Source organism: Nocardioides panacisoli, from assembly GCF_039537325.1.
In the GTDB taxonomy this organism is placed as follows: Bacteria; Actinomycetota; Actinomycetes; order Propionibacteriales; family Nocardioidaceae; genus Nocardioides; species Nocardioides panacisoli.
On sequence record NZ_BAABAH010000014.1, the window covers coordinates 14,425 to 35,919 of the forward strand.

Sequence of the window (21,495 nt, forward strand, 5' to 3'; positions counted from 1 at the left end):
GTATCGCCAGCCCGAGCCGTGGCGTCACATTCGTGGGCTCCTCCCCACTGGCGGCTCCCCCAGCAGGGTACCCAGCCAGTAGGCGGGAGCATCGCCCCACTCGCCGAGCTCGGCGGGTGTCATGGTCGCCACGCAGCGTCGCCAGCACTCCACCCGGCCCAGCCGGGCGAGCTGCAGCGCCGCCGGCAGGGCCTCGCGCAGCGTGCCGAGGTCGACCAGGTCGCTCCACGCGTCCAGCCCCGCATCGGCCACCCGCCGGAGCCGGGGGTCATCCGGTCCGGCCTCCCACAGGTGCGCGCACAGGTTGAGCGGGATCAGCAGGGCGCCGAGCGGCTCGGTCAGGATCGCGTCGCCGAAGTCGAAGAACCGCAGCGGCGCGTCGCCGCTCGGGACGAAGGCGTTGTTGTCGTGCAGGTCGTTGTGGTTGAGCGTGATCGGCAGGTCCAGGTCACCGACCTGGTCGGCCCACGCGTCGATCACCGGCAGGTGCGCCTCGAGGGCCCGAGCAATGTCGGGGTCGAGGCGACGCGGGTCGTCCGGGGCGAGGGCCGCGAGTCGCCCGACGGCGTCGGCCACGTACCCGACGGCGTCGCCGGGCGCCAGCACCCCGATCGGCAGCTCGGCGACGTGCGTGGCGACCGCACGCTGCAGCGCCGCCGCGTCCGTCACGATCCGGCACCACGCGGCCGGGTCATCGGCCGCGCCGGCTGCACGCAACGTGGGCCCAGCGTCGGCGGTGAGCAGGAGGTCGCGCGCCGGGTCCGCAGCGACCACGGGGACGACGTACTCGGGGGCGATCCGGGCGAGCGCGGTGATCAGCGCGGCCTCGTGCGCCTGGCCGGGCGAGTTCTGCTTGGCGAAGTACGTCGACCCGCCGGCCTCGGCCCGCCACACGGTGGACCACGGCCGGACCTTGACCGGCTCGAGGACGTCCGGCTCGCCCACCGCGCCCGCGACGAACTCGCGGAGCTCCGCACGGAACTCCGCCGTCATCCACTCGGCGCTGGACCAGGTCACGGCGGAAGCGTGTTCCTCCGGACCGGTCCAGCGCCAGCGGATTACGGCGGTGTCAGCCGGCGTCAGCTGTTGACGGCCGGGCTGTTCCCGTCGGCGATCAGCGGACGGCCGTTGTTGCGCGTGACGGTGATGTGGCGGCCCGCCGTGTTGTCCCGCAACCGGATCGCGTCCATGTTCGGGTGCTGGCCGTCACCGGGCTGGTGGGCGTAGGGCAGGTTGTCGACCACCCTGATGTTCTTGCCGACCTTGTTGTTGCGCAGCATGATCCGCCCGTCGTTGCGGGTGACGCTGATGTTGTCCTTGACGGTGCTGAAGCAGATCGCCACGTTGTGGGAGCGCGTGACGATGATGTTGTTGCCCACCGTCGGGTCGAACCGGCAGTGCCGGGGGCCGATCTTCACGTCGCGGGTGGCGCCCTTGATGTGGATGTTGCGGTCCACGGGCGTCGCGATGATGTAGACGTTCACGGCGCCGTGCAGGGCCTTGAAGTTGCCGAGGACGTGCGCGTTCGCGAGGAAGCAGGACGCACCGCGAGGGACGGTGACCTGCTTGTAGGTGCCTGTGTAGGGGTTGTTCCGGTGGTTGTCGCAGATCAGGGTCTGACCGGGTGCGGCGTGGGCAGGCGTGCCGACGAGGGCCGGGACCGATGCGGTCGCGAGCGCCAGGAGGGCAGCACAAAGAGACTTCTTCATGACTGGCTGACTTTCTGTTCGGGGAGCTCGTCCAGCTGCGTGCGCACCCGAGAAAGTCGCCCTGCGACTGGACCGTCCTGGAGGTACCCAGTCGCTCACCCGTCAATCGCCAGAATTTTTTGCACCGTCCAGCCGGTGCGACCCGCTGTAGACGTTCATCGACGTCCCGCGGAGGAAGCCGACCAGCAGCATGCCGGCCTCCTCGGCGAGGTCGACCGCGAGCGAGGAGGGCGCGGAGACCGCCGCGAGTGCCGGGATCCCGGCCATCACGGCCTTCTGGACCAGCTCGAACGAGGCCCGCCCGCTGACCATCAGCACCGTGCCCGTCAGCGGCAGCGCGCGGTTACGGACGGCGTCGCCGATCACCTTGTCGACGGCGTTGTGCCGGCCGACGTCCTCACGGACGGCGAGCAGCTCGCCGTCGGCGGTGAACAGGCCGGCGGCGTGCAGGCCGCCGGTGGCGTCGAACACGGTCTGAGCGGCGCGCAGCCGGTCCGGCAGGACGGCCAGTTGCCGGGCGGAGATGTGGAACGGGTCGTCGGCCACCGAGTACGCCGAGGCGGTCCGTACGGCGTCGAGGGAGGCCTTGCCGCACAGGCCGCAGGAGGAGGACGTGTAGAAGCTGCGCTCCAGCGACGCCGCAGGCGGCGGCACCGACGGGTCGAGGACCACCTCGACCACGTTGTAGGTGTTGGTGCCGTCGTCGGTCGCGCCGGCGCAGTAGCGAAGGGCGACGACGTCCTCGGCGCTGTGCACGACGCCCTCACCGACCAGGAACCCGAGCGCGAGGTCGAAGTCGTGACCGGGGGTGCGCATCGTGATCGCCAGCGGCCGAGCACCGATGCGGATCTCCATCGGCTCCTCCGCGGCCAGGGTGTCCGGACGCCGCGACCGTGCGTCGTCGCGGACCCGCAGCACCGGTCGTCGTACGGTCACTCGGCCCATGGCCCCAACACTAGGGTCGACGGCGTGACCACAGAGACCGGACCGACGCCCCAACACAGCGAGGGGCTCGTGACCGTGGTGGTCGCGCTCGTCGCGAACCTGTTGATCGCGCTCGCGAAGACCGTGGTTGCGGTGATCACGGGCTCGGCCTCGATGGCGGCGGAGGCCGCGCATTCCTGGGCCGACACCGGCAACGAAGTGTTCCTCGTCGTCGGCGATCGGCACGCCGCGCGCCCGCCCGACGAGGAGCACCCGCTGGGGCACGGCCGCGTGGGCTACGTCTGGTCGATGTTCGCCGCGTTTGGCCTGTTCAGCGTCGGCGCGGCGGTCTCGGTCTGGCACGGGATCCAGGCCCTCGGTGCCTCCGCGTCGTCGGAGGAGGTTCCCTACGGCTGGGCGTACGCCGTCCTCGCTGCCTCGTTCGTGCTCGAGGGCGTCTCCTTCCTCCAGGCGCTCCGCCAGACCCGCTCGGGGGCGCGGCAGCGTCGGCTCCACCCGCTGCGGTACGTCCAGCTCACCTCCAACCCGATGCTGCGCGCGGTCTTCGCCGAGGACCTCTCGGCGCTGGTCGGCATCGTGATCGCGACGGCTGGCATCGGGCTGCACCAGGTGACCGGCGACCCGGTCTGGGACGCGATCGGCTCGATCGCGGTCGGGGTCCTGCTCGGGGCGGTGGCGCTGTTCCTGATCATGCGGAACATGGACTTCCTCACCGGCGAGGAGGTGACGCCGCTCGCGCGGAACGCGGTCCTGCACACGCTCCTGGAGCACCCCGACGTCGAGCGCGTCAGCTACCTGCGGACCGAGTGGGTCGGCGCCGACCGGATCTACCTCGTCGCCGCCGTCGACCTGGTCGGCGACGCCCCCGAGTCGGAGGTGGCCAGCCAGCTCGCCGCCGTCGAGGACGCCCTCACCGAGAGGTCGCCGCTGATCCTGCGCGCCGTGCTGACGCTGACGCGGCCCGGCAACGAGACCGACCTGCGACCCGGCGCGCTGCCCAGCTGGTACGTCGCCCAGCAGTGACCGCGTAGGAGACGATGTCCCGCGTGAGACCGTTCCTGCTGCTCGCGACGCGCGCCGAGGACCAGGCCGCGGACGGCGAGTACGCCGCGATGCTGCGCGCGTCGGGTCTCGACGAGCGGGACCTCCACCGGGTCCGGCTGGAGGCCGGCCCGATGCCGCGGATCGACCTCGACAGCTACGCCGGGATCGTGCTGGGCGGCGGTCCGTTCGACTCCAGCGATCCGGAGGACTCGAAGTCGACGACCCAGCGGCGGGTGGAGTCGGAGCTGCGCTCCCTGCTCGACGAGGTGGTCGACCGCGACTTCCCCTTCCTCGGCGCCTGCTACGGCGTCGGCACGCTCGGCGTGCACCAGGGCGGCGTCGTCGACGGGACGTACGCCGAGCCGATCGGCGCCGTCCCCGTCACGCTGACCGATGCTGGCCGGTCCGACCCGCTGCTGGCGGGCCTGCCGGACACGTTCGAGGCCTTCGTGGGCCACAAGGAGGCGTGTCGGGACCTGCCGCCGACCGCCGTGCTGCTCGCGTCGTCGCCGGCCTGCCCGGTGCAGATGTTCCGCGTCCGGACGAACCTCTACGCGACCCAGTTCCACCCCGAGCTCGACGTCGACGGCATTGTCACGCGGATCCGGATCTACCAGCACTACGGCTACTACCCGCCGGAGACGATGGACGAGATCATCGACCGGGTGCAGGAAGCCGTCGTGACCGTGCCGCCACTGATCCTGGCTCGGTTCGTCGAGCGCTACGGCTGAGGCCCGACCCGGACCAGCATCCCGCGCGGCATGAAGTCGCGGACCTCGAGCACCGCCCACGGCGCGGCGTCGCCGGTACCGCCCTCCGGCAGCAGGGACCGGATGAGCTCCACCTGGCCGGGGTCACCGACCTGGACCACGGCATTACCGCCCGGGCTCAGGTGGCGGAGGGCGACCCGGACGCCGAGGACGACCAGGTCGGTGCCGTCTGCCCCGCCGTCGATGGCGAGCGGGGGGTCCTCCGGGAACGTCCCGATCCGGGCCGTCGGAACCCACGGCGGGTCGACGACGGCCAGGCCGAACCGCTCGTCCGGAGCCAGCGCCTGCTCGACGGCGGCCTCCCGGACGTCGGTGGTCAGGCCCGCGGCCGCCGCGTTCCGGCGTACGTACGCGGCAGCCACGGGATCGAGGTCGGCCTGGACGAGCGGCCGACCGGTCAGGGAGGCGGCGAGGAGCCCGATCTGCCCGGCACCGCAGAACAGCTCCAGGATCGGGCCGTCGGGGCACTGCGGCGACAGCTCGGCCGCCCACTCGCTCTGCGCCGCGGTCCAGGCCCGCGGCTGCAGGACCCGCGGATCCCACGCGATGTCGAGATCGCCGAACCGGGCAATCTCCGTCGTCTGGTCCGATGCCATGGTCACGACCCGGAGTTGCCCAACCGACCGGGGTTTCATCCCCCAGAGAATTCTCACGCGAAGGCCTCAACCGGGCCGGACGGCTGCCGATGGCAACCATGATGCCCGGGTCCGCCCGGGCGCGCCCGCCCGAAGAGAGTTGGATCCGCCCATGCGACCTCAGTCCCGCAGGCTTCGTGCGACGGTTCCCGCGCTCCTGGCAGCCGCCCTCTCCCTGGTGGTCGTGGCCACCCCGGCGGAGAGCGCCCAACGCAGTCCCGCCGTCTCGGCCCACGCCGAGACCCGCACCGTCATCGTCACCGGATCGCGGCAGGCCGTCCGGGACGCGAAGCCGATGGTCTCCGGGTTCGAGGGCTACCAGAACCTTCCGATCATCCACGGCTTCGCAGCCGACCTCACCGACCAGCAGGTCGCCGCCCTCGAGGCGACGGGCCTGCACGTCTCCGACAATGCGCCCGTCACCGTCAACGACGCGGACTGGGGAGCCGGGAGCCACGACGCGTCGGCGGTCTACCCGCAGGCCGACGGCGCTCCCGCCGCGTGGGCGAGCGGCGTCGACGGCCACGGCGTCGGAGTCGCGGTCATCGACACGGGCATCAGCAACACCGGCGACCTGGCCGGCAGGGTGGTCGACGGCTACGACCTCAGCGGCGAGGGCAGCTACGCCACCGACAGCTTCGGCCACGGCACCTTCGTCGCGGGCATCATCGCCGGCTCGGGCGTCGCATCCGGCGGGGCGATCAAGGGCGTCGCGCCCGGCGTCGACCTGATCTCGCTCAAGGTCGCGGGCGCCAACGGCTCCAGCGACGTCGTCCGTGTCATCACCGCGATCCAGTGGGCGGTCAACCACGCTGCGAAGGACAACATCCGGGTCCTGAACCTCTCCCTGGGCACCGACTCGACCCAGAACTGGCGGATCGACCCGCTCGACGCTGCGGTCGAGGGCGCGTGGCGCAGCGGCATGGTCGTCACGGTCGCAGCCGGCAACTCGGGCCCGGGCGGTATCTCCAAGCCGGGCGACGACCCCTACGTCATCACCGTCGGCGCCACCGACGACGCGACCACCGCGGACCCCGGCGACGACACCGTCGCACCGTTCTCCTCGACGGGCCCGACCGCGGCCGGGATCGCGAAGCCGGACCTCGTCGCGCCCGGTGCGCACGTCGTCTCCACCCGCGCCTCCGGCTCCTCGATCGACACCCAGTTCCCCGCGTCGCGGATCGCCCCCGTCTACTTCCGCGGCTCCGGTACCTCGTTCGCAGCCCCGCAGGCAGCCGGTGCCGTCGCCCTGCTCCTCCAGCAGCGTCCGGACCTGACGAACAACCAGGTCAAGGCGATGCTGACCGGCACCGCCGTCCCGGTGCCCGGCGCTCCGGCCACCGCGCAGGGAGCCGGCAGGCTGAACATCGCCGCCCTGCTCGCCGCGCCTGCAGGAGCGGCCGCCAACCAGGGTCTGCTCCGGTCGGACGGCTCCGGGTCGCTGTTCAGCTCCGAGGGCTCGCTGGTCAACGCCGGCGCACCCACCGGCGACAGCGCCGCGTGGAACTCCGCCGCATGGAACAGCGCCGCATGGAACTCCGCGGCCTGGAACAGCGCCGCCTGGAACTCCGCCGCCTGGAACAGCGCGGCGTGGAACACCCTGAACTGGAACGGCTACACCTGGAACGCGCTGCTCTGGAACAGCGTCGCGTGGAGCTCCGCCGCCTGGAACGCCTACGAGTGGGCCGGCGCCGCCTGGAACGGCTACGACTGGCACTCGGCCGCCTGGAACTCCGCGGCGTGGAACAGCGCGGCGTGGAACTCGGCGGCCTGGAACAGCGCCGCCTGGAACAGCGCTGCGTGGAACTCGGCGGCTTGGAACTCCGCCGCGTGGAACGCCGGCGGGTGGGCGTCCACCGGGTTCTGGTCGGCGGCATGGAACTGACCCCCTCGAGGGTCCCTAAGGTCCTGCCGCCGGCGGGGCTGACAGCGGTCTGCGCCGGAGTCGGCGCAGCCGCTGTGGCCGCGACGGTCCTGGCCGCCGCCCGCGGCGGCCAGGAGTCGTTCCCGCACCCGTTGACGTTCGCGGTGCTCACGGTGCTGCTCGTCTACACCCACCTGCGCCCGACGCGGCTCGTGCACCGGCACGGCAGCGTGGAGTCCGACCACCTGGACGAGGCGTTGCTGCCGCCCATGATCCTGATGCTCAGCCCCTTCGAGGTCGCGGTCGCCGTCGTGGTCGCGTCCTTCGCCGGGAACCTCGCCGCGCGGCGAGCACCGATCAAGACCGTCTTCAACGTCGGGCAGACCGTCCTGGCCAGCCTCGCGGGGTACGCCGTCGCGTCGCTGATCGTGCCCCCTGCCGCTTCGGCCCTCACCCCGGCGGCGATCCTGGCGTGCGCCGTCGGTGGCCTGGTGTTCGCGGTGGCCTCCTCCGGCGCCGTGGCCGTCATCGTCCGGCTCGCCGTCGGGGACCCGATCCTCCTCAGCATGTGGGAGCAGTGGCGCAGCCGCGGCCTGGCTTCGTTCGGCGCGCTCCTCCTCGGCGTCGTCGCGGCGGTCGCCGTGCACGACCACCCCGTCGCGGCGATCCCCGCGATCGCGCTCGCCTGGACGATCGAGGCGGCGTACGTCGCCGTCGTCGTCCAGCGGCAGGGTCGGCTGGCGGCCGAGGCGCTCCAGGACGGCGTGGTCGCCGTGCGCTCCTCCGCCGACCCGGACGAGGTCCGGGCACAGCTCCTGTCCGCTGCCACCGACGTCCTGCGCGCGGGCGCGGCGACGTACGTGTCGCCGACGGAGCCGGCCTCGGCCGGGGACCTGCGCGCCGAGATCGACGACCACACCGAGCTGCGGGTCTGGGACCGGATCGGCGGCGGCGCGTGGATCGACACCGAGCGCGATGCCCTGTCGACGCTCGCGAGCGTCGGGGCGGAGACCCTGCGCAACGCGCAGCTGCTCGCCCACCTGACGGCCATCACCGATGCGCAGTCCGAGAGCGTCCTGGCCGTCGACGCGGCCGGCGTGATCACCTTCGCGAACCCGGCGGCGCACGCACTGCTCGCCTACGACGGCGACCTGGTGGGTCGGCCGGCCGACGACGTCTTCTCGATCAAGCGCACCTCCGGCCCCCTGCGGCTCCGGGACGTCTCCGAGGCCCACGACACCGTCCGCGACGACGACGCGGTGCTCCGCGTCGGCGAGGAGCGCATCCCGGTCGCCCTCACCGCGGCGAGCCTGCCGGTCCCCCATCCGGGTCTCGTGCTGGTCCTGCACGACATCACCGAGCGCAAGGCGTTCGAGGAGCGGCTCTCCTACCTGGCCTTCCACGACGCCCTCACAGGCCTCCCGAACCGGCGGCTGTTCCAGGACCGCGTCGAGCACGCACTCGTCCGGGCGCAGCGGCACCAGACCCGGCACGCGCTGCTGATGTTCGACCTCGACCGGTTCAAGCTCGTCAACGACTCCTACGGTCACCCCATCGGCGACGACCTGCTCGTCCACGTCGCGGCCCTGCTGCGGCGACGTCTGCGGCCCGAGGACACCTGCGCGCGGCTGGGCGGTGACGAGTTCGCCATCCTCATCGAGGACATCGCCGACCAGCGCCAGGCGGTGGCGGTCGCCGAGCGGATCCTGGCCGACGTCGCCGAGGGCACCGTCATCGGCGGGCACGAGGTGTTCGTCAGCGCGTCCATCGGGATCGCGACCACCGACCAGGCAGACAGCCGGGAGGCCCTGGTCGCGGCCGCGGACAGCGCGACGTACGCCGCGAAGAGAGCCGGGAAGGGCACCTTCCGGCTGTTCACGCCCGCCACCGCCGAGGACCCGCGGGCCCGTCTCGAGCTGGAGACGGGACTGCGTCGCGCGCTCGACGAGGACGAATTCGAGCTCTACTTCCAACCGGTCGTCGACACCGTCACCGGTCGGACCGTCGGCGCCGAGGCGCTGGTGCGCTGGAACTCCGCCGACGGCATCGTGACCCCGCTGCGGTTCGTGCCGGTCGCCGAGGAGACCGGCCTGATCGTCCCGCTCGGCGCGTGGGTGCTGGAGGAGGCCTGCCGGCAGACCCGCGCCTGGGCGCTCGCGCACCCGGAGCGGGAGCCGCTGAGGATCAATGTGAACCTCTCCGCCGTGCAGTTCAGCCGACCGAACATCGTCGCGGAGGTGGCCGACACCCTCCTCCGCACCGACCTCCCGCCCGAGCAGCTGTGCCTCGAGATCACCGAGACCGGCCTGATGGCCGACACCGAGCTGACCATCGCGACGCTCCGCGAGCTGAAGGCGCTGGGTGTCCGGGTGGCGATCGACGACTTCGGCACCGGGTACTCCTCCCTCTCCTACCTGCAGCGGTTCCCGGTCGACGTCGTCAAGGTCGACCAGGCGTTCACCGCCGGGCTCGGCCGGAGCCAGGTCGACTCCGAGATCGTCGCCGCCGTCGTCCGGCTCGCCGCCGCCTGCGGCATCACCGTCGTCGCCGAGGGCGTCGAGACCGTCGAGCAGCGCCGGGCGCTCGTCGACCTCGGCTGCCCGCTGATCCAGGGCTACCTGATCGCGAGGCCGCTGCCCGCCGGCCAGTTCGAAGACCTCTGGCTCGCCCGGCCGGACGGCCGGCCTGCCGGCCAGCGGGACCAGCAGCGCCAGCCCGCCTGAGGACAGGCTGCCTGGGTACCGCCGGGCCATGGCACGCGCGATCTGGACCGGCTCGGTCTCGTTCGGCCTGGTGAACATCCCCGTCGGGCTCTTCTCCGCGACCCAGGAGCACCAGGTCCACTTCCACCAGTTCGAGAAGGGCACCTCCTCGCGGATCCGCAACAAGCGGGTCAACGAGGACAGCGGTGACGAGGTCGACTACGACGACATCGTCAAGGGCGCCGAGGTGGGCGACGACGAGTACGTGATGCTGACCCAGGAGGAGCTGGAGTCCGTCGAGCCGGGCACGAGCCGGACGATCGACATCAGCGACTTCGTCGAGGCCGCCGAGATCGACCCCATCTTCTACCAGAAGTCCTACTTCCTGGCGCCGACCGACGAGACCGCGAAGAAGGCCTACGCGCTGCTGGTGGGCGCGATGGACAAGGCCGAGCGGGTCGGCGTCGCGACGTTCGTGATGCGTGGCAAGCAGTACCTCGCCGCGATCCGACCGAAGGACGGCGTGCTCGTGCTGGAGACGATGTACTTCGCCGACGAGGTCCGCGATCCCAAGAAGGAGCTCGACAACCTGCCGGGCCGGGCCTCCTCCCGGGGCAAGGACCTGAAGATGGCCGTCGACCTCATCGAGACCCTCACGACCTCCTGGAACCCGAAGAACTACCGCGACACCTACACCGAGCGGGTCGAGAAGCTCATCGACGCGAAGAAGAAGGACCGGGTCGTCGTCACCCAGCCGGACCGCGAGGAGTCGGAGGAGAAGGTCGTCGACCTCCTCGCCGCCCTGCAGGCGTCGGTCGACACGAGCAAGAAGCACCGGGCCGGCAACACCCAGGACGTGGCGCCGGTGCGGACCCGCAAGCGGGGCCCGGAGGACGTCGACCTGGACGACCTGCCGAAGAAGCAGCTGGTCGAGCTCGCCAAGGAGCTCGAGATCGAGGGGCGCTCGAAGATGAGCGCCGCCGACCTGCGAAAGGCGATCACGAAGGCCAAGAGCGACCGCGGCGGGCGCCGCAGACGCGCGAGCTGAGCCCCCGGCCGCGGCAGGGTCTTTGTACCTGGCATCGCAGTTCCTTGCGTCCTCAACAGGCGCGCCTGCTTCAGGCAGGCTGGTGCGATCGCACACATGGGGGAGACAGCATGAGGAACGAATTCGTCCGCGACCACGCTCGGGACAGACGGCGCACCGAAAGCAGCTGAGATGCCCGCCCGCAGGGTGGGACGGTCGGTCACGGCGTCGGTCGTCGCCGGCTTCGCCGCCTGCCTGGTAGCCGTCGGCGCACTCATCGTGTGGGTGACCGCCGCGACCTTCGACCGCGAGCGCGACCGCGCCGAGGGCCAGCTGACCGCACTCGCCGCGACCGAGGCGACCGAGTTCGGCTCCCTGTTCGACAGCGCCGCGCCCCTCCTTGACAACCTTGCGCGGAACCCTGGTCTGAGGCAGCTGGATCGCCGCGGGTGCGAGCGAGCCCTCGCTCCTCTGGCGAGCGTCAGGTCAGCGGCGCGGATCGTCGTCGTCACGGCCGGCGGCCGAACCGTCTGTGCCCTCTCCGGGGATCGAGGGGAGACGGTGCCGAACACTGCCTACTCGGAAGCACTCCACGAGGCGACCACCGTTCCCGACGACCGCATCTTCATCGATCCGGGCAGCGGGCATCCCGCCGTCACGATCGCCGCGCCGATCCCGGGCCCGGGTCACCCGGTGGGAGCGGTGGTTGCGGTGCTCTTCACCGACGTTCCCGAGCTCGCCCTACCGGCAGGAGCCGACGCGGCGACCGTGGTCGTTGCGATCGACCCGGCCAGCGGACTCGTGGCCGCCACCACCCCGCACGCTCCCTACGAGCCGGGCGCCGCGGTTGCGTGGACGCGCCCACCCGCGGTCGGTGTCGACGGCACCCGTCGGATCTGGCGTGAGGTCGAGGTGCCTGCGACAGGCTGGCGGATCCTCGCGGGCCTCGACGAGCACGCCGCGACCGCCTCCGCCCGGGACCAGCGCCGTTCCCTGCTGTTGTTCGGCGGCGCCATCGTCGCTCTGGTGATCGCACTGGCGGTGGCGCTCCACCGCCGGCTCGCGCGACCGATCCGGCGACTCGGATCGGCGATCGCCGCTTCACGAGACGGTGGTCCGCGACGTCCGGCGCCCGAGTCCGGTCCCACGGAGGTCGCCGAGGTGGCCCGGGCCTTCAACGACCTCGTCGAGGCGCACGACGGCCTGGTGCGACGTCTGCGCCACAACGCCCGTCACGACTCGCTCACCGGACTGCTCAACCGGCGCGGCGTGACTCGAGAGCTGACCAGGCTCCTCGCGGATGCCGAGGCCGCCCCGGTGGTCGTGCTCTTCATCGACCTCGACCGGTTCAAGCTGGTCAACGACAGTCACGGCCACGACGTCGGGGATCGGCTGCTCGTCGAGCTGGCCGACCGCCTTCGCGCCGCCGTGCCCCGTGACTGGATCGTCAGCCGGTTCGGTGGCGACGAGTTCGTCGTCCTGGGACCCCGGACGGCGGATCCTCGCCCGGCGGTCGAGAGGTTGGCAGCCGTGCTGCGCGGAACGATCCGGGTCGACGGCCTCGAGCTGCGCGTCGGCGGGTCGACGGGCATCGCCCGGTCCCGGCCCGGCCTGAGCGGTGACGACCTGATCCGCGAGGCCGACACCGCCATGTACCGCGCCAAGGAAGAGGGGCGGGGAGGGTGGGCCGAGTTCGACGACCACATGCAGACCCTCGCGGTCGAGCGGCTGCGCACGGAGGGCGAGCTCCGGCGTGCCCTCGAGCGCGGCGAGCTCACACTGCGGTACCAGCCGCTGGTCGACCTCGCCACCGGACGCACCGCCGGCGTGGAGGCGCTCCTCCGCTGGCAGCACCCACGCCGCGGCCTGCTCAGCCCCGAGGCGTTCCTGCACGTCGCCGAGGACTCCGACCTGATCCTGGAGATCGGCAGCTGGGTCGCCACGGAGGCTGCTCGGCACGCCCAGGCGTGGCGGGCCGCGGGCTGCCCGAAGCGGGTGTCCATCAACGTCTCCGCGGCGGAGCTGCTCCGGACCGATGTCGTGGCGACTCTCGGCCGCGCGCTCGCCGAGACGGGCGCCCGGGCCACCGACCTGATGGTCGAGGTCACCGAGTCGGCCGTCCTCACCGACATCGAGGCGACGGTCGTGCAGCTCGAGATGCTCCGCAGCCTCGGCGTCGGCGTCGCCCTCGACGACTTCGGCACGGGTTTCTCCTCGCTGTCCCACCTGCGTGAGCTTCCGGCTGACGAGATCAAGATCGATCGGACCTTCGTCGCCGAGCTGGGCAGCAACCCGGTGTGCGACGCGATCGTCTCGGCGGTGATCACCCTCGCCCACGCCATCGGCCTGGTGGTGGTGGGCGAGGGCATCGAGACCGAGAGACAGCGCACGCACCTGGCCCTGCTGGGATGTCATCAGGGCCAGGGATACCTGCTCGGGCGACCGGCTCCGCCCGACAAGATTCCCTGCTAGCACCGGACGCGCGGCTCCCCGTTCATCCTTGCGGGGCGCCGCCGAGCTCCGCGGCCCGGCCGAAGACCTCGTCGAGCATCGGCTCGGTGAGCCGCCCGGTGAAGGTGTTCTGCTGGCTGGGGTGGTAGCAGCCGAGCAGCGTGACGGAGCGGGCGTCGTGCACGAGGGTCGCCTCGACGCCGTGACCGAACCGCGGCTTGGGCCGGGCGACCTGCCAGCCGAGGGCGGCGTACACCCGCAGGGTCGCGTCCCAGCCGTAGCCACCGAGCGCGACCACGACCCGGACGTGCTCTGCGAGCAGGCCGAGCTCCGCCTCGATCCACGGCGAGCAGGTGTCGCGCTCGCTCGTGGTCGGCTTGTTCTGCGGCGGCGCGCACCGCACCGTCGCGACCATGCGGGTGTCGACGAGCTCGAGGCCGTCGGCGGAGTGGACGCTGGTGCCCTGCGTCGCCAGGCCCACCCGGTGCAGGGACGCGAACAGCCAGTCGCCGCTGCGGTCGCCGGTGAACAGCCGGCCGGTGCGGTTGGCACCGTTGGCGGCCGGTGCGAGCCCGACGACCAGGATGCTCGCGGTCGGTGGGCCGAAGCCGGGTACGGGCCGCCCCCAGTAGGGCTGGTCGGCGTACGACGCGCGCTTCCCGTGGGCGACGTCCTCCCGCCAGCGCACCAGCCGCGGGCACGCGCGGCAGACGCTGACCCGGGCGTCGAGCTCCCCGAGGTCCGCGCGTCGGGCGAGGCGGCGTACCTGAGCGGGAGTTCGCGCGACCGGCGTCTCCGCCGTCGCCGGATCGCCGGGCCAGCCGGTGCCCGGCGGCACCGGCGATGCGAACAGCTCGCCGGTCGCCGGGTGCGGCAGCAGGTCGTCGTGCATCTCGCCATCCTCCACGGTCAGAACTTCCGGGAGAAACCTCGCCGAGAAGCGCTTCCGCTGCCGATAGGCAGTCAGGATGCGCGCGCACACCGGCGTGCGCTCCGGAGACCTGCTCACCTGGGTCTCCCTGGAGGGAGGGCCACAGATGACTCGTGCCACCGTTCGCCTTGCCGTCGCTCTCGCAGTGGCCATCGCCCTGGTGCTGACCGGCGCGGAGGTCGCCGGGACCGCGGCCGCGGTGGTCTCACCTTCCGCCGCCGCACCGGAGGTCGCGGCTGCTCCCGACTGCTCCGCCCAGCAGGCGGCGTACGACACCGCGGTGTCCCAGCGGACAGCAGCAGTGGCGAAGATGCGCGCGGCCAAGCACCGGGTGACGGTGACGAAGCGCAGGCTCCGGCATGCCGTCGCTGCCCACCAGGCGGCCAAGGCCCACAAGCTGGCCAAGAAGGTCCGGAAGCTCCAGCGTCGCGTGCGGCGCCTGACCCACCGGCTCGAGCTCGCCCGTGCACAGGTCGGTGCCACCGCGCTCGCACTGGTGACCTGTCAGCACGGCGGTGGCGGTGGTGGCGGTGGTGGCACCAGCAGCCCGATCCAGACGCTCTGCGACACCGGGCTCCCGGAGCAGCTCTGCGACGCCCTCGGAGGACTTGCCGGCGGTGACGCGACCACTCCGCTCCAGCAGCTCTGCGACGCCCTGCCCCAGCTCCAGCCCCTCTGTGCGGCCGCCGCCGACGGCCTACCCGCCGACCCGGCCGCGTTGACCGAGCTCCTGCAACCTCTTCTGGACTCCCTCGGGCTCGGCGGGCTCCTCGGAGGAGGCGGCGGAGGGCCTCTGCCCAGCGACCTGACCTCGGTCCAGGCGCTCTGCGACGCCGGCCTCCCCCAGACCGTCTGCGACAGCCTCGCCGGCCTCGCCAACGGCCTCCCCACCGACCTCACGCTCGCCCAGCTGTGCACCGCCGTGCCCCAGGCACAGGCCATCTGCGATGCCGCGGACCTCGGAGCCGGCCTGCCCACGAACCGGACCGGGCTCACCGACCTCCTCAGCCCCGTGCTCGACACCCTTGGGCTCGGCGGGCTCCTCGGAGGAGGAGGCGGAGGGCCCCTGCCCAGCGACCTGACCTCGGTCCAGGCGCTCTGCGACGCCGGCCTCCCCCAGACCGTCTGCGACAGCCTCGCCGGCCTCGCCAACGGCCTCCCGACCGACCTCACGCTCGCCCAGCTGTGCACCGCCGTGCCCCAGGCACAGGCCATCTGCGATGCCGCGGACCTCGGAGCCGGCCTGCCCACGAACCTGACCGGGCTCACCGACCTCCTCAGCCCCGTGCTCGACACCCTCGGGCTCGGCGGGCTCCTCGGAGGAGGCGGCGGAGGGCCGCTGCCCAGCGACCTGACCTCGGTCCAGGCGCTCTGCGATGCCGGGGTGCCGCAACTGGTGTGCACGACGCTCGCCGCCCGAGCGGGGAGCCTCCAGCCGAGCGCGTTGTCGCTGACCGAGCTGTGCACGGCCGTTCCCGGGGCGCAGCCGATCTGCGACGCGGCCAATGGTCCGGGCGGCCTGCCGTCCGGCTCGGCCCTGACGGACCTGCTCAGCCCGGTCCTGGACAGCCTGGGTCTCGGTGGCCTGCTCGGGCTGCTCGGGCTCTAGCCCGTTCCAGCGGCGGCGCTCGCCGTCGCGACGCCCGCTCCGCTGCGGGCCGCGCGAGCGAAACGGCCCGTGATCCGCGCGAACGCGCGGTCACGGGCCGTTCTCTTTGGCTCCCCCGGTTGGACTCGAACCAACAACCCTCCGGTTAACAGCCGAATGCTCTGCCAGTTGAGCTACAGGGGACCGGCGCGGGTCTGTTCGGCCCGCAGCCCGGACAGATTAGCAAGGGCGTCGGCGGCGGATGAAATCGGTGGTCACAACTCGCCGATGTCCGCACGGGCACGGTCCAGCGCGTCGCCGACGGTCGCGCGGACCGCCGGGTCGGCGGGGTCGGCGCCGGCGTCGTACTCGACCAACCAGGTGATCTCGCCTCGGCCCGACGGCGGCCGGCGGCCGACGATGCGGGCGGTACGGCGTCCGCCGAGCGGCACGTGGCGCTGGAGCACGATGCTCGCCGTCACCCGCTCGCGGACCAGCTGGAGCAGCCGGTCGGGTTGCTCCAGGCGGAGCAGGTGCCGCGGCTGCGCCTCGCCCCACGGCGCGAGCTCGACGACCGTCAGCGTGGCCTCCTCGGAGTCCCAGTCGGCGCTCGCGACCTGCTCCCACGGCACCCGCCGGGGCTCGTCGCCGGTGGGCAGGAAGATCGCGTCGCGGCTGCCGGACACCGCGCCGTCGGCGCCGCTCGCCGAGGCGAGCACCCGCTCGGACCGGCTGGGCCTCGACGGGAGCCTCAAGGAGTGCCCACGATGTTGTCGCGCAGCGAGCGGCGGTGCTGCTCGAGGGCGGCGAGCTCGCCGAACATCTTGTTGTACTCCGTCGCCTGCTCGACCGGGTTGGTCCGTTGCAACCGCGACTTGATGTCGGCGATCCGCCGCAGCGCCGTGAGCTCCAGCAGCCGGAACACGTGGTGGGCGACGTAGCCCGAGTCCGGCTCCCCGCTCGTCTGCACCGGCTCGACCGCGAGCGCGGTCACCGCGGCGGCGACGTCCGGGTCGGTGGCGGCGTCGCGGACCTTCGCGGCACGGTCCGGGTCGCCGGCGCCCGCAGCGAACCCGCCGTGGGCCTCGATCAGCTGCCAGACGGCGCGGTAGGTCGGGTGGGTGAAGTCGTTGGCGCCGATCTCAGCCGTCGCCCGGCCGATCGCGATCGGGTGCTGCAGGGCGAGCTTGAGGGTCTCCCGCTCGATGCCGAACCTAGGGTCGCGCAGGTCGGGGAGGGCGGGTCGCTGCGCCTGCGTCGGCGCCCCGTGCTCGGCCTGCTCGGCCTGCTGGCGGCTGCCCCGCGCCGCGGCTCGCCGTACTTCTGCGCGCGCGTCGTCGGGGTCGACGCCGATCATGCCGGCGAGCTCTCGCGCGAAGGCGTCGACCTTCGACTTGTCCCGCACCGAGGACACCAGCCGCGCGCCCTCGCGGAGCGCGTCGACGCGGCCGTCGGCCCGGTCGAGGTCGTACTTGCCCACGATGTTGCCCAGCACGAACCGGTAGAGCGGGCGCCGGGTGGCGATCAGCTCGCGCACCGCCGCGTCGCCCTCCTTGATCCGGAGCTCGCACGGGTCCATGCCCTCGGGTGCGATCGCGACGTAGGTCTGCGACACGAACCGCTGGTCCCCGGCGAAGGTCTTGAGGGCGGCGTTCTGGCCCGCCTGGTCGCCGTCGAAGGTGAAGATCACCTCGCCGCGGAACTCCTCGTGGTCGCTGAGGAAGCGGCGCAGCACCCGCGCGTGGTCGTCCCCGAACGCGGTGCCGCAGGTCGCGACGGCCGTCGTCACGCCGGACAGGTGGCAGGCCATCACGTCGGTGTAGCCCTCGACCACCACGGCCTGGAACGAGCGGCCGATCTCGCGCCGGGCGAGGTCGATGCCGTAGAGGACGTGGCTCTTCTTGTAGATCGGGGTCTCGGAGGTGTTGAGGTACTTCGCCTCGATCTTGTCGTCGTCGAAGATCCGGCGGGCGCCGAAGCCGATCGTCTCTCCCGAAGCCTCGCGGATCGGCCAGAGCAGCCGTCCGCGGAACCGGTCGTACGGCGACCGGCCCACCGCGACCAGCCCGGCGGTGACGACCTCGTCGAGGGTGAACTTCCGGGACTGGAGGTGGCGCCAGAGGGCCTCCCCGTCCCGCGGGGCGAAGCCGACGCCGAAGTGCCGGGCCGCGGCCTGGTCGAAGCCGCGCTGGTCGAGGAACTGCCGCCCGGCGACGGCGTCGGGGCTCGAGAGGTAGCTCTCGTAGAACTCCTGGGCCGCCGCGTGCGCCTCGATCAGCCGGCGGCGCTGCGGGCCCTTGGGGCGGTCCTCGACGCCTCCCTCCTCGCGCCGCAGCTCGACGCCGTACTTGTCGGCGAGCCGCTCGACGGCCTCGGTGAAGGACACCCCGTCGATCTTCATCAGGAACGAGATGACGTCGCCGCCCTCGCCGCAGCCGAAGCAATGGAAGAACCCACGACTGGGAGTGACGTGGAACGAGGCCGACTTCTCGTCGTGGAAGGGGCACAACCCCTTCTGCGACCCGCCACCCGCGTTCCGCAGCGTGACGTACGCCGAGACCACGTCGTCGATCCGAGCCCGCTCACGCACGACCGCGATGTCGTCATCGCGAATCCGGCCGGCCATGTCGGCGATCCTACGGTCCGCCCGGCGGCCACGGGCGGGCGCTCCACAGCCGGTCGGTCAGTACTCCCCCGTCATCACGTTCGCGAGCGGCGCGCCGGCGGCGAAGCGGTGCAGCTGGTCGCGCACCAACCGGTGCGCGCGTGGCCACATCGCGCTGCTGGCGCCGCCGACGTGCGGGCTGATCAGCAGGTTCGGCGCCGACCACAGCGGGTGGCCCTCGGGGAGCGGCTCGGGGTCGACGACGTCGAGAGCGGCGCTGATCCGCCCGCGGCCGAGCTCGCCCACCAGGTCGTCGGTGACCACGACCGCACCTCGGGCGAGGTTGACCAGCAGCGCGCCGTCCTTCATCGCGGCGAGGAAGCCGGCGTCGACCAGGCCGCGGGTCTCGTCGGTGAGTGGCACGACCAGGATCACGACGTCGGCGTCCGGCAGCAGGGCAGGCAGCTCGCCGATGCCGTGCACGCCGTCCCGCGGCGTCCGACCGACCTTGACCAGCTCGATCTCGAACGGCGCCAGCCGCGCCTCGATCGCCGCACCCACCGCGCCGTACCCGATCAGCAGCACCCGCCGGTCGGCCAGCGCCGGGCGCCACTCGAACGACCACCGGCCGCGATCCTGCGCCCGGACGAAGCCGGGGACGCCACGCAGCGAGGCGAGCACCAGCGTGAGCGCGAGCTCGGCGGTCGAGGTCTCGTGGATGCCGCGCCCGTTGCACAGCGTGACGCCGGCGGGGATCCGGTCGCGCACGTTGTCCACGCCGGCGGTGAGGGTCTGCAGCACCCGCAGCCGGGTCATCTGCTCGATCACCTCGACGTCGGCCGGGCCGCCCAGGTAGGGCGGGACGTAGAGCTCCACCTCGCCGACGCCGGCCGGCACCAGCTGCGACGGGTCGACCACCTCGTAGCGCAGCCCCGCGGGCGGGTCGCCGAGGAGCGCCGGCTCGAACGGGAGCCACACCAGGGGACGGCCGTCGGTCATCAGCGGACCAGCCGGTCGTGCCAGGTCACGGCGCTGGCGTCGGTGAGCGAGGCGACCTGGTCGATGACCACGCGGGTCCGAGCGGCGTCGTCGACGGCGTCCTTCCAGTCAGGCAGGAACATCTCGTCGAGCTGGTGCGGCGCCTGCTCGACGAGCGTCTCGACGAGCTCGGCCAGCAGCTCGCGCTGCCGCGCCATCGCCGCGACCCGGTCGTCGGCCTGCATCACGTAGTGCGCGGCGATCCCCTTGAGCACGGTGATCTCCGTCCACGTGTCGGCGGGTACGACGAGGTCCGCCGCGTAGCGGGTGAACGGTCCGTCGGCCACGGCGAACGTCGCCTGCTGGACCGCGCCGCAGAAGCGGCCGATCAGGTCGCTGGTCAGGTTCTTGAGCGCAGCCAGGCTCCCCCGACTCCCGTCGTACGCCGACCGCGGCCAGCTGCCGACGGAGCGGAGCCGCGCGAGGGCCTCGTCGAGTGCCGCGTCGGTCGCGTCGGGCGCGTACCACGCGCGCACCGTCGCCCAGACCGCCGGCGCGTCCAGGCCGGTCAGGTCGACGCGTTCGGCGACGGTGCCGTCCTCGACGTCGTGGACCGAGTAGGCGACGTCGTCGGCGAGGTCCATCACCTGTGCCTCGACGCAGCGGCGGCCGGCGGGGGCACCCGCGCGCATCCAGTCGAACGCGGGCCGGTCGTCGTCGTACACGCCGAACTTCGCGGCGTCGACGGCGCGCGGCCAGGGGTACTTCGTGCAGGCGTCGAGCGTCGCCCGGGTGAGGTTGAGCCCGACCGAGCGTCCGGCCGAGTCGGCCGTCTTGGCCTCGAGCCGGGTGAGCAGCCGCAGCGTCTGCGCGTTCCCCTCGAACCCGCCGCACTCGGACGCGAGCTCGGCGAGCACCCGCTCGCCGTTGTGACCGAACGGCGGGTGGCCGAGGTCGTGCGCCAGGGCGGCCGTCTCGGCGATGTCGGGGTGCGTGCCGAGCGCGCGGGACAGGTCCCGCGCGATCTGGGCGACCTCGAGGCTGTGGGTCAGCCGGTTGCGGACGAAGTCGTCGCTCTGCGGACCGACGACCTGGGTCTTGGCCGCGAGCCGCCGGAACGACGCGGCGTGGACCAGCCGGGCGCGGTCCCGCTCGAACGGCTTCCGCTCGGGCGCGTCGACCCGCTTCGGCGGCTCGGGCACGACCCGCTCGCGCGCGTGCTCGTCATAGAGCGCCTCGACGTCCGCCACCCGCGGGAGGCTACCGCCTGGCCGTCGTCGGCCGGTCGGTCAGTTGGTCCCGATGTGGACGTGGTCCATGTGGTTGGCCGTCGGCGAGCCGTGATCGCCGTAGTCGCGCCAGCCCTCGGACGCGCGCACCGGGGTCCAGATCCGGTCGTACCAGATGATGTCGTAGAGGTTCAGCTCCGAGGCGTGCTCGAACGCCCACTGCGCGATCGCGTCACCGAGCGCCTTGTCGCCGTACACCATCACGTCGAGGGCGTGGCCGGTGTTGTGCTCGGTGCGAGCCGCCCAGCCGCCGTACTCGGTGACCTGGGGGAACGCGTGGCAGACCGAGCGGTAGACGAGGATCGTGTCGGCCGCCAGACCCTGCTCCACGGAGGAGTCGGGGCACGGCGCGTCGGAGAGGCCGGCGCCCGAGCCGAGCGGCTTGTCCTTGCTCAGGTAACCCGAGGTCACCCAGCGGGACTCGCCGTCGACCACGATCTCCTGGCGGCCCTCGAGCGAGCGGCCGGTCACGAGGACCTTCTTGCCGCTCTTGATCTCGCCGGTCTGCTTCGCGGTCTTGTCCGGGCGGGTCCAGAGGTTGAGGTCCGTGGTCGTCCACAGCTCCAGGTGCGCCCGCTTCACCGCCGTCCTCACGTTGGCGGGGAGCATCGCGATGTCGGCGGGCGTCTGGATGACCGGGGTGTCCTGCGGCGCCGTGGGCCGGATGTTGTCACCGTCGCGGGAGAGCGTCGGCGTGCGGTCGGCGTGGTCGATCGAGCCGGCCGCCGCGGCGCTGTCCGCGGTGAGCAGCGCGTCCGGGCCGCCCGAGCCGAGGACACCCGCGGTGACCGCGGCGCTCGTCGCGAGGACGGCGAGAGAGCCGGCGACCCAAGGAGCCCGGGAGCTCCTCAATACCCGCTTGGCGTTGTGCTTGCCCCCCACAGAGGATCCTTACGTCGACGACAGGACGGCGCCCGAGCCAACCTAGCGGCCCCCGGCGCGATCATCTACCGAACC

General features: G+C 72.5%; 17 protein-coding genes and 1 tRNA gene. 7 read left to right on the forward strand and 11 right to left on the reverse strand.

Annotated elements, in window-relative coordinates:
* Nucleotides 1-24: 24 nt before the first annotated feature.
* The 3 genes from ABD709_RS16730 to fdhD all read right to left on the reverse strand — a co-directional run bounded on the left by ABD709_RS16730 (nucleotide 25) and on the right by fdhD (nucleotide 2,654).
* Complete coding sequence (locus ABD709_RS16730; RefSeq protein WP_344777487.1) at nucleotides 25-1,017, reverse strand: hypothetical protein; 993 nt, start codon at nucleotides 1,015-1,017, stop codon at nucleotides 25-27.
* Between the two features lie 62 nt (nucleotides 1,018-1,079).
* A complete protein-coding gene (locus ABD709_RS16735; protein ID WP_344777489.1) occupies nucleotides 1,080-1,709 on the reverse strand; it encodes a hypothetical protein in 630 nt (209 codons plus the stop codon).
* A 102-nt stretch (nucleotides 1,710-1,811) separates the two neighbouring features.
* The gene (fdhD, locus tag ABD709_RS16740; RefSeq protein ID WP_344777491.1) at nucleotides 1,812-2,654 is read right to left on the reverse strand and encodes a formate dehydrogenase accessory sulfurtransferase FdhD; all 843 of its coding nucleotides are present in this window, start codon (nucleotides 2,652-2,654) and stop codon (nucleotides 1,812-1,814) included.
* Nucleotides 2,655-2,678: 24 nt separating this feature from the next.
* On the opposite strand from fdhD, the gene ABD709_RS16745 reads away from it, so the two are divergent.
* Together ABD709_RS16745 and ABD709_RS16750 are read left to right on the forward strand one after the other, a co-directional pair.
* Entirely contained in the window at nucleotides 2,679-3,677 is a 999-nt protein-coding gene (locus ABD709_RS16745; RefSeq protein WP_344777493.1) for a cation diffusion facilitator family transporter, read from the forward strand.
* Between the two features lie 23 nt (nucleotides 3,678-3,700).
* A complete protein-coding gene (locus ABD709_RS16750; protein ID WP_344777495.1) occupies nucleotides 3,701-4,429 on the forward strand; it encodes a glutamine amidotransferase in 729 nt (242 codons plus the stop codon).
* Here the strand turns inward: ABD709_RS16750 and ABD709_RS16755 are convergent.
* Nucleotides 4,420-5,064, reverse strand: coding sequence for a methyltransferase (locus ABD709_RS16755; protein ID WP_344777497.1), 645 nt, complete (start codon nucleotides 5,062-5,064; stop codon nucleotides 4,420-4,422). The two genes, ABD709_RS16750 and ABD709_RS16755, sit on opposite strands and share 10 nt — an antisense overlap.
* 151 nt (nucleotides 5,065-5,215) lie before the next feature.
* Here ABD709_RS16755 and ABD709_RS16760 point away from each other — a divergent pair, with 151 nt between their 5' ends.
* The 4 genes from ABD709_RS16760 to ABD709_RS16775 all read left to right on the forward strand — a co-directional run bounded on the left by ABD709_RS16760 (nucleotide 5,216) and on the right by ABD709_RS16775 (nucleotide 13,168).
* Entirely contained in the window at nucleotides 5,216-6,988 is a 1,773-nt protein-coding gene (locus tag ABD709_RS16760; protein WP_344777499.1) for a S8 family peptidase, read from the forward strand.
* Complete coding sequence (locus ABD709_RS16765; RefSeq protein ID WP_344777501.1) at nucleotides 6,979-9,690, forward strand: putative bifunctional diguanylate cyclase/phosphodiesterase; 2,712 nt, start codon at nucleotides 6,979-6,981, stop codon at nucleotides 9,688-9,690. The genes ABD709_RS16760 and ABD709_RS16765 overlap by 10 nt, the downstream gene beginning before the upstream one ends.
* A gap of 28 nt (nucleotides 9,691-9,718) precedes the next feature.
* A complete protein-coding gene (gene ku / locus ABD709_RS16770) occupies nucleotides 9,719-10,717 on the forward strand; it encodes a non-homologous end joining protein Ku (protein WP_344777503.1) in 999 nt (332 codons plus the stop codon).
* A 171-nt stretch (nucleotides 10,718-10,888) separates the two neighbouring features.
* A complete protein-coding gene (locus tag ABD709_RS16775; protein ID WP_344777505.1) occupies nucleotides 10,889-13,168 on the forward strand; it encodes a putative bifunctional diguanylate cyclase/phosphodiesterase in 2,280 nt (759 codons plus the stop codon).
* A gap of 22 nt (nucleotides 13,169-13,190) precedes the next feature.
* Here ABD709_RS16775 and ABD709_RS16780 read toward each other — a convergent pair whose 3' ends face one another.
* The gene (locus tag ABD709_RS16780) at nucleotides 13,191-14,039 is read right to left on the reverse strand and encodes a uracil-DNA glycosylase (RefSeq protein WP_344777507.1); all 849 of its coding nucleotides are present in this window, start codon (nucleotides 14,037-14,039) and stop codon (nucleotides 13,191-13,193) included.
* Nucleotides 14,040-14,115: 76 nt separating this feature from the next.
* Here ABD709_RS16780 and ABD709_RS16785 point away from each other — a divergent pair, with 76 nt between their 5' ends.
* Nucleotides 14,116-15,687, forward strand: a complete 1,572-nt coding sequence (locus tag ABD709_RS16785; protein WP_344777509.1) for a hypothetical protein — start codon at nucleotides 14,116-14,118, stop codon at nucleotides 15,685-15,687.
* A 107-nt stretch (nucleotides 15,688-15,794) separates the two neighbouring features.
* Here ABD709_RS16785 and ABD709_RS16790 read toward each other — a convergent pair.
* The 6 genes from ABD709_RS16790 to ABD709_RS16815 all read right to left on the reverse strand — a co-directional run bounded on the left by ABD709_RS16790 (nucleotide 15,795) and on the right by ABD709_RS16815 (nucleotide 21,420).
* Nucleotides 15,795-15,870, reverse strand: a tRNA-Asn gene (locus tag ABD709_RS16790).
* A 71-nt stretch (nucleotides 15,871-15,941) separates the two neighbouring features.
* Entirely contained in the window at nucleotides 15,942-16,421 is a 480-nt protein-coding gene (locus ABD709_RS16795; RefSeq protein WP_344777511.1) for a hypothetical protein, read from the reverse strand.
* The gene (gene dnaG, locus ABD709_RS16800) at nucleotides 16,418-18,292 is read right to left on the reverse strand and encodes a DNA primase (protein WP_344777513.1); all 1,875 of its coding nucleotides are present in this window, start codon (nucleotides 18,290-18,292) and stop codon (nucleotides 16,418-16,420) included. The genes ABD709_RS16795 and dnaG overlap by 4 nt, the downstream gene beginning before the upstream one ends.
* Nucleotides 18,293-18,349: 57 nt before the next feature.
* On the reverse strand, nucleotides 18,350-19,270 hold the full coding sequence (locus ABD709_RS16805; protein WP_344777515.1) for a 2-hydroxyacid dehydrogenase: 921 nt from the start codon (nucleotides 19,268-19,270) through the stop codon (nucleotides 18,350-18,352).
* Nucleotides 19,270-20,499, reverse strand: a complete 1,230-nt coding sequence (locus tag ABD709_RS16810) for a deoxyguanosinetriphosphate triphosphohydrolase (RefSeq protein ID WP_344777517.1) — start codon at nucleotides 20,497-20,499, stop codon at nucleotides 19,270-19,272. The genes ABD709_RS16805 and ABD709_RS16810 overlap by 1 nt, the downstream gene beginning before the upstream one ends.
* Before the next feature lie 39 nt (nucleotides 20,500-20,538).
* Nucleotides 20,539-21,420 carry a VldE C-terminal domain-containing protein gene (locus ABD709_RS16815; protein ID WP_344777519.1) on the reverse strand — a complete coding sequence of 294 codons (882 nt, stop codon included), beginning with the start codon at nucleotides 21,418-21,420 and terminating at the stop codon, nucleotides 20,539-20,541.
* Nucleotides 21,421-21,495 lie beyond the last annotated feature (75 nt).

Bases quoted from the DNA above. Each gene is read 5' to 3' on its own strand.
- dnaG (WP_344777513.1), bottom strand. From the start codon at position 18,292: ATGGCCGGCCGGATTCGCGATGACGACATCGCGGTCGTGCGTGAGCGG.
- ku (WP_344777503.1), top strand. From the start codon at position 9,719: ATGGCACGCGCGATCTGGACCGGCTCGGTCTCGTTCGGCCTGGTGAAC.
- ABD709_RS16780 (WP_344777507.1), bottom strand. From the start codon at position 14,039: ATGCACGACGACCTGCTGCCGCACCCGGCGACCGGCGAGCTGTTCGCA.
- ABD709_RS16785 (WP_344777509.1), top strand. From the start codon at position 14,116: ATGCGCGCGCACACCGGCGTGCGCTCCGGAGACCTGCTCACCTGGGTC.
- ABD709_RS16765 (WP_344777501.1), top strand. From the start codon at position 6,979: ATGGAACTGACCCCCTCGAGGGTCCCTAAGGTCCTGCCGCCGGCGGGG.
- fdhD (WP_344777491.1), bottom strand. From the start codon at position 2,654: ATGGGCCGAGTGACCGTACGACGACCGGTGCTGCGGGTCCGCGACGAC.
- ABD709_RS16775 (WP_344777505.1), top strand. From the start codon at position 10,889: ATGCCCGCCCGCAGGGTGGGACGGTCGGTCACGGCGTCGGTCGTCGCC.
- ABD709_RS16755 (WP_344777497.1), bottom strand. From the start codon at position 5,064: ATGGCATCGGACCAGACGACGGAGATTGCCCGGTTCGGCGATCTCGAC.
- ABD709_RS16805 (WP_344777515.1), bottom strand. From the start codon at position 19,270: ATGACCGACGGCCGTCCCCTGGTGTGGCTCCCGTTCGAGCCGGCGCTC.
- ABD709_RS16760 (WP_344777499.1), top strand. From the start codon at position 5,216: ATGCGACCTCAGTCCCGCAGGCTTCGTGCGACGGTTCCCGCGCTCCTG.
- ABD709_RS16735 (WP_344777489.1), bottom strand. From the start codon at position 1,709: ATGAAGAAGTCTCTTTGTGCTGCCCTCCTGGCGCTCGCGACCGCATCG.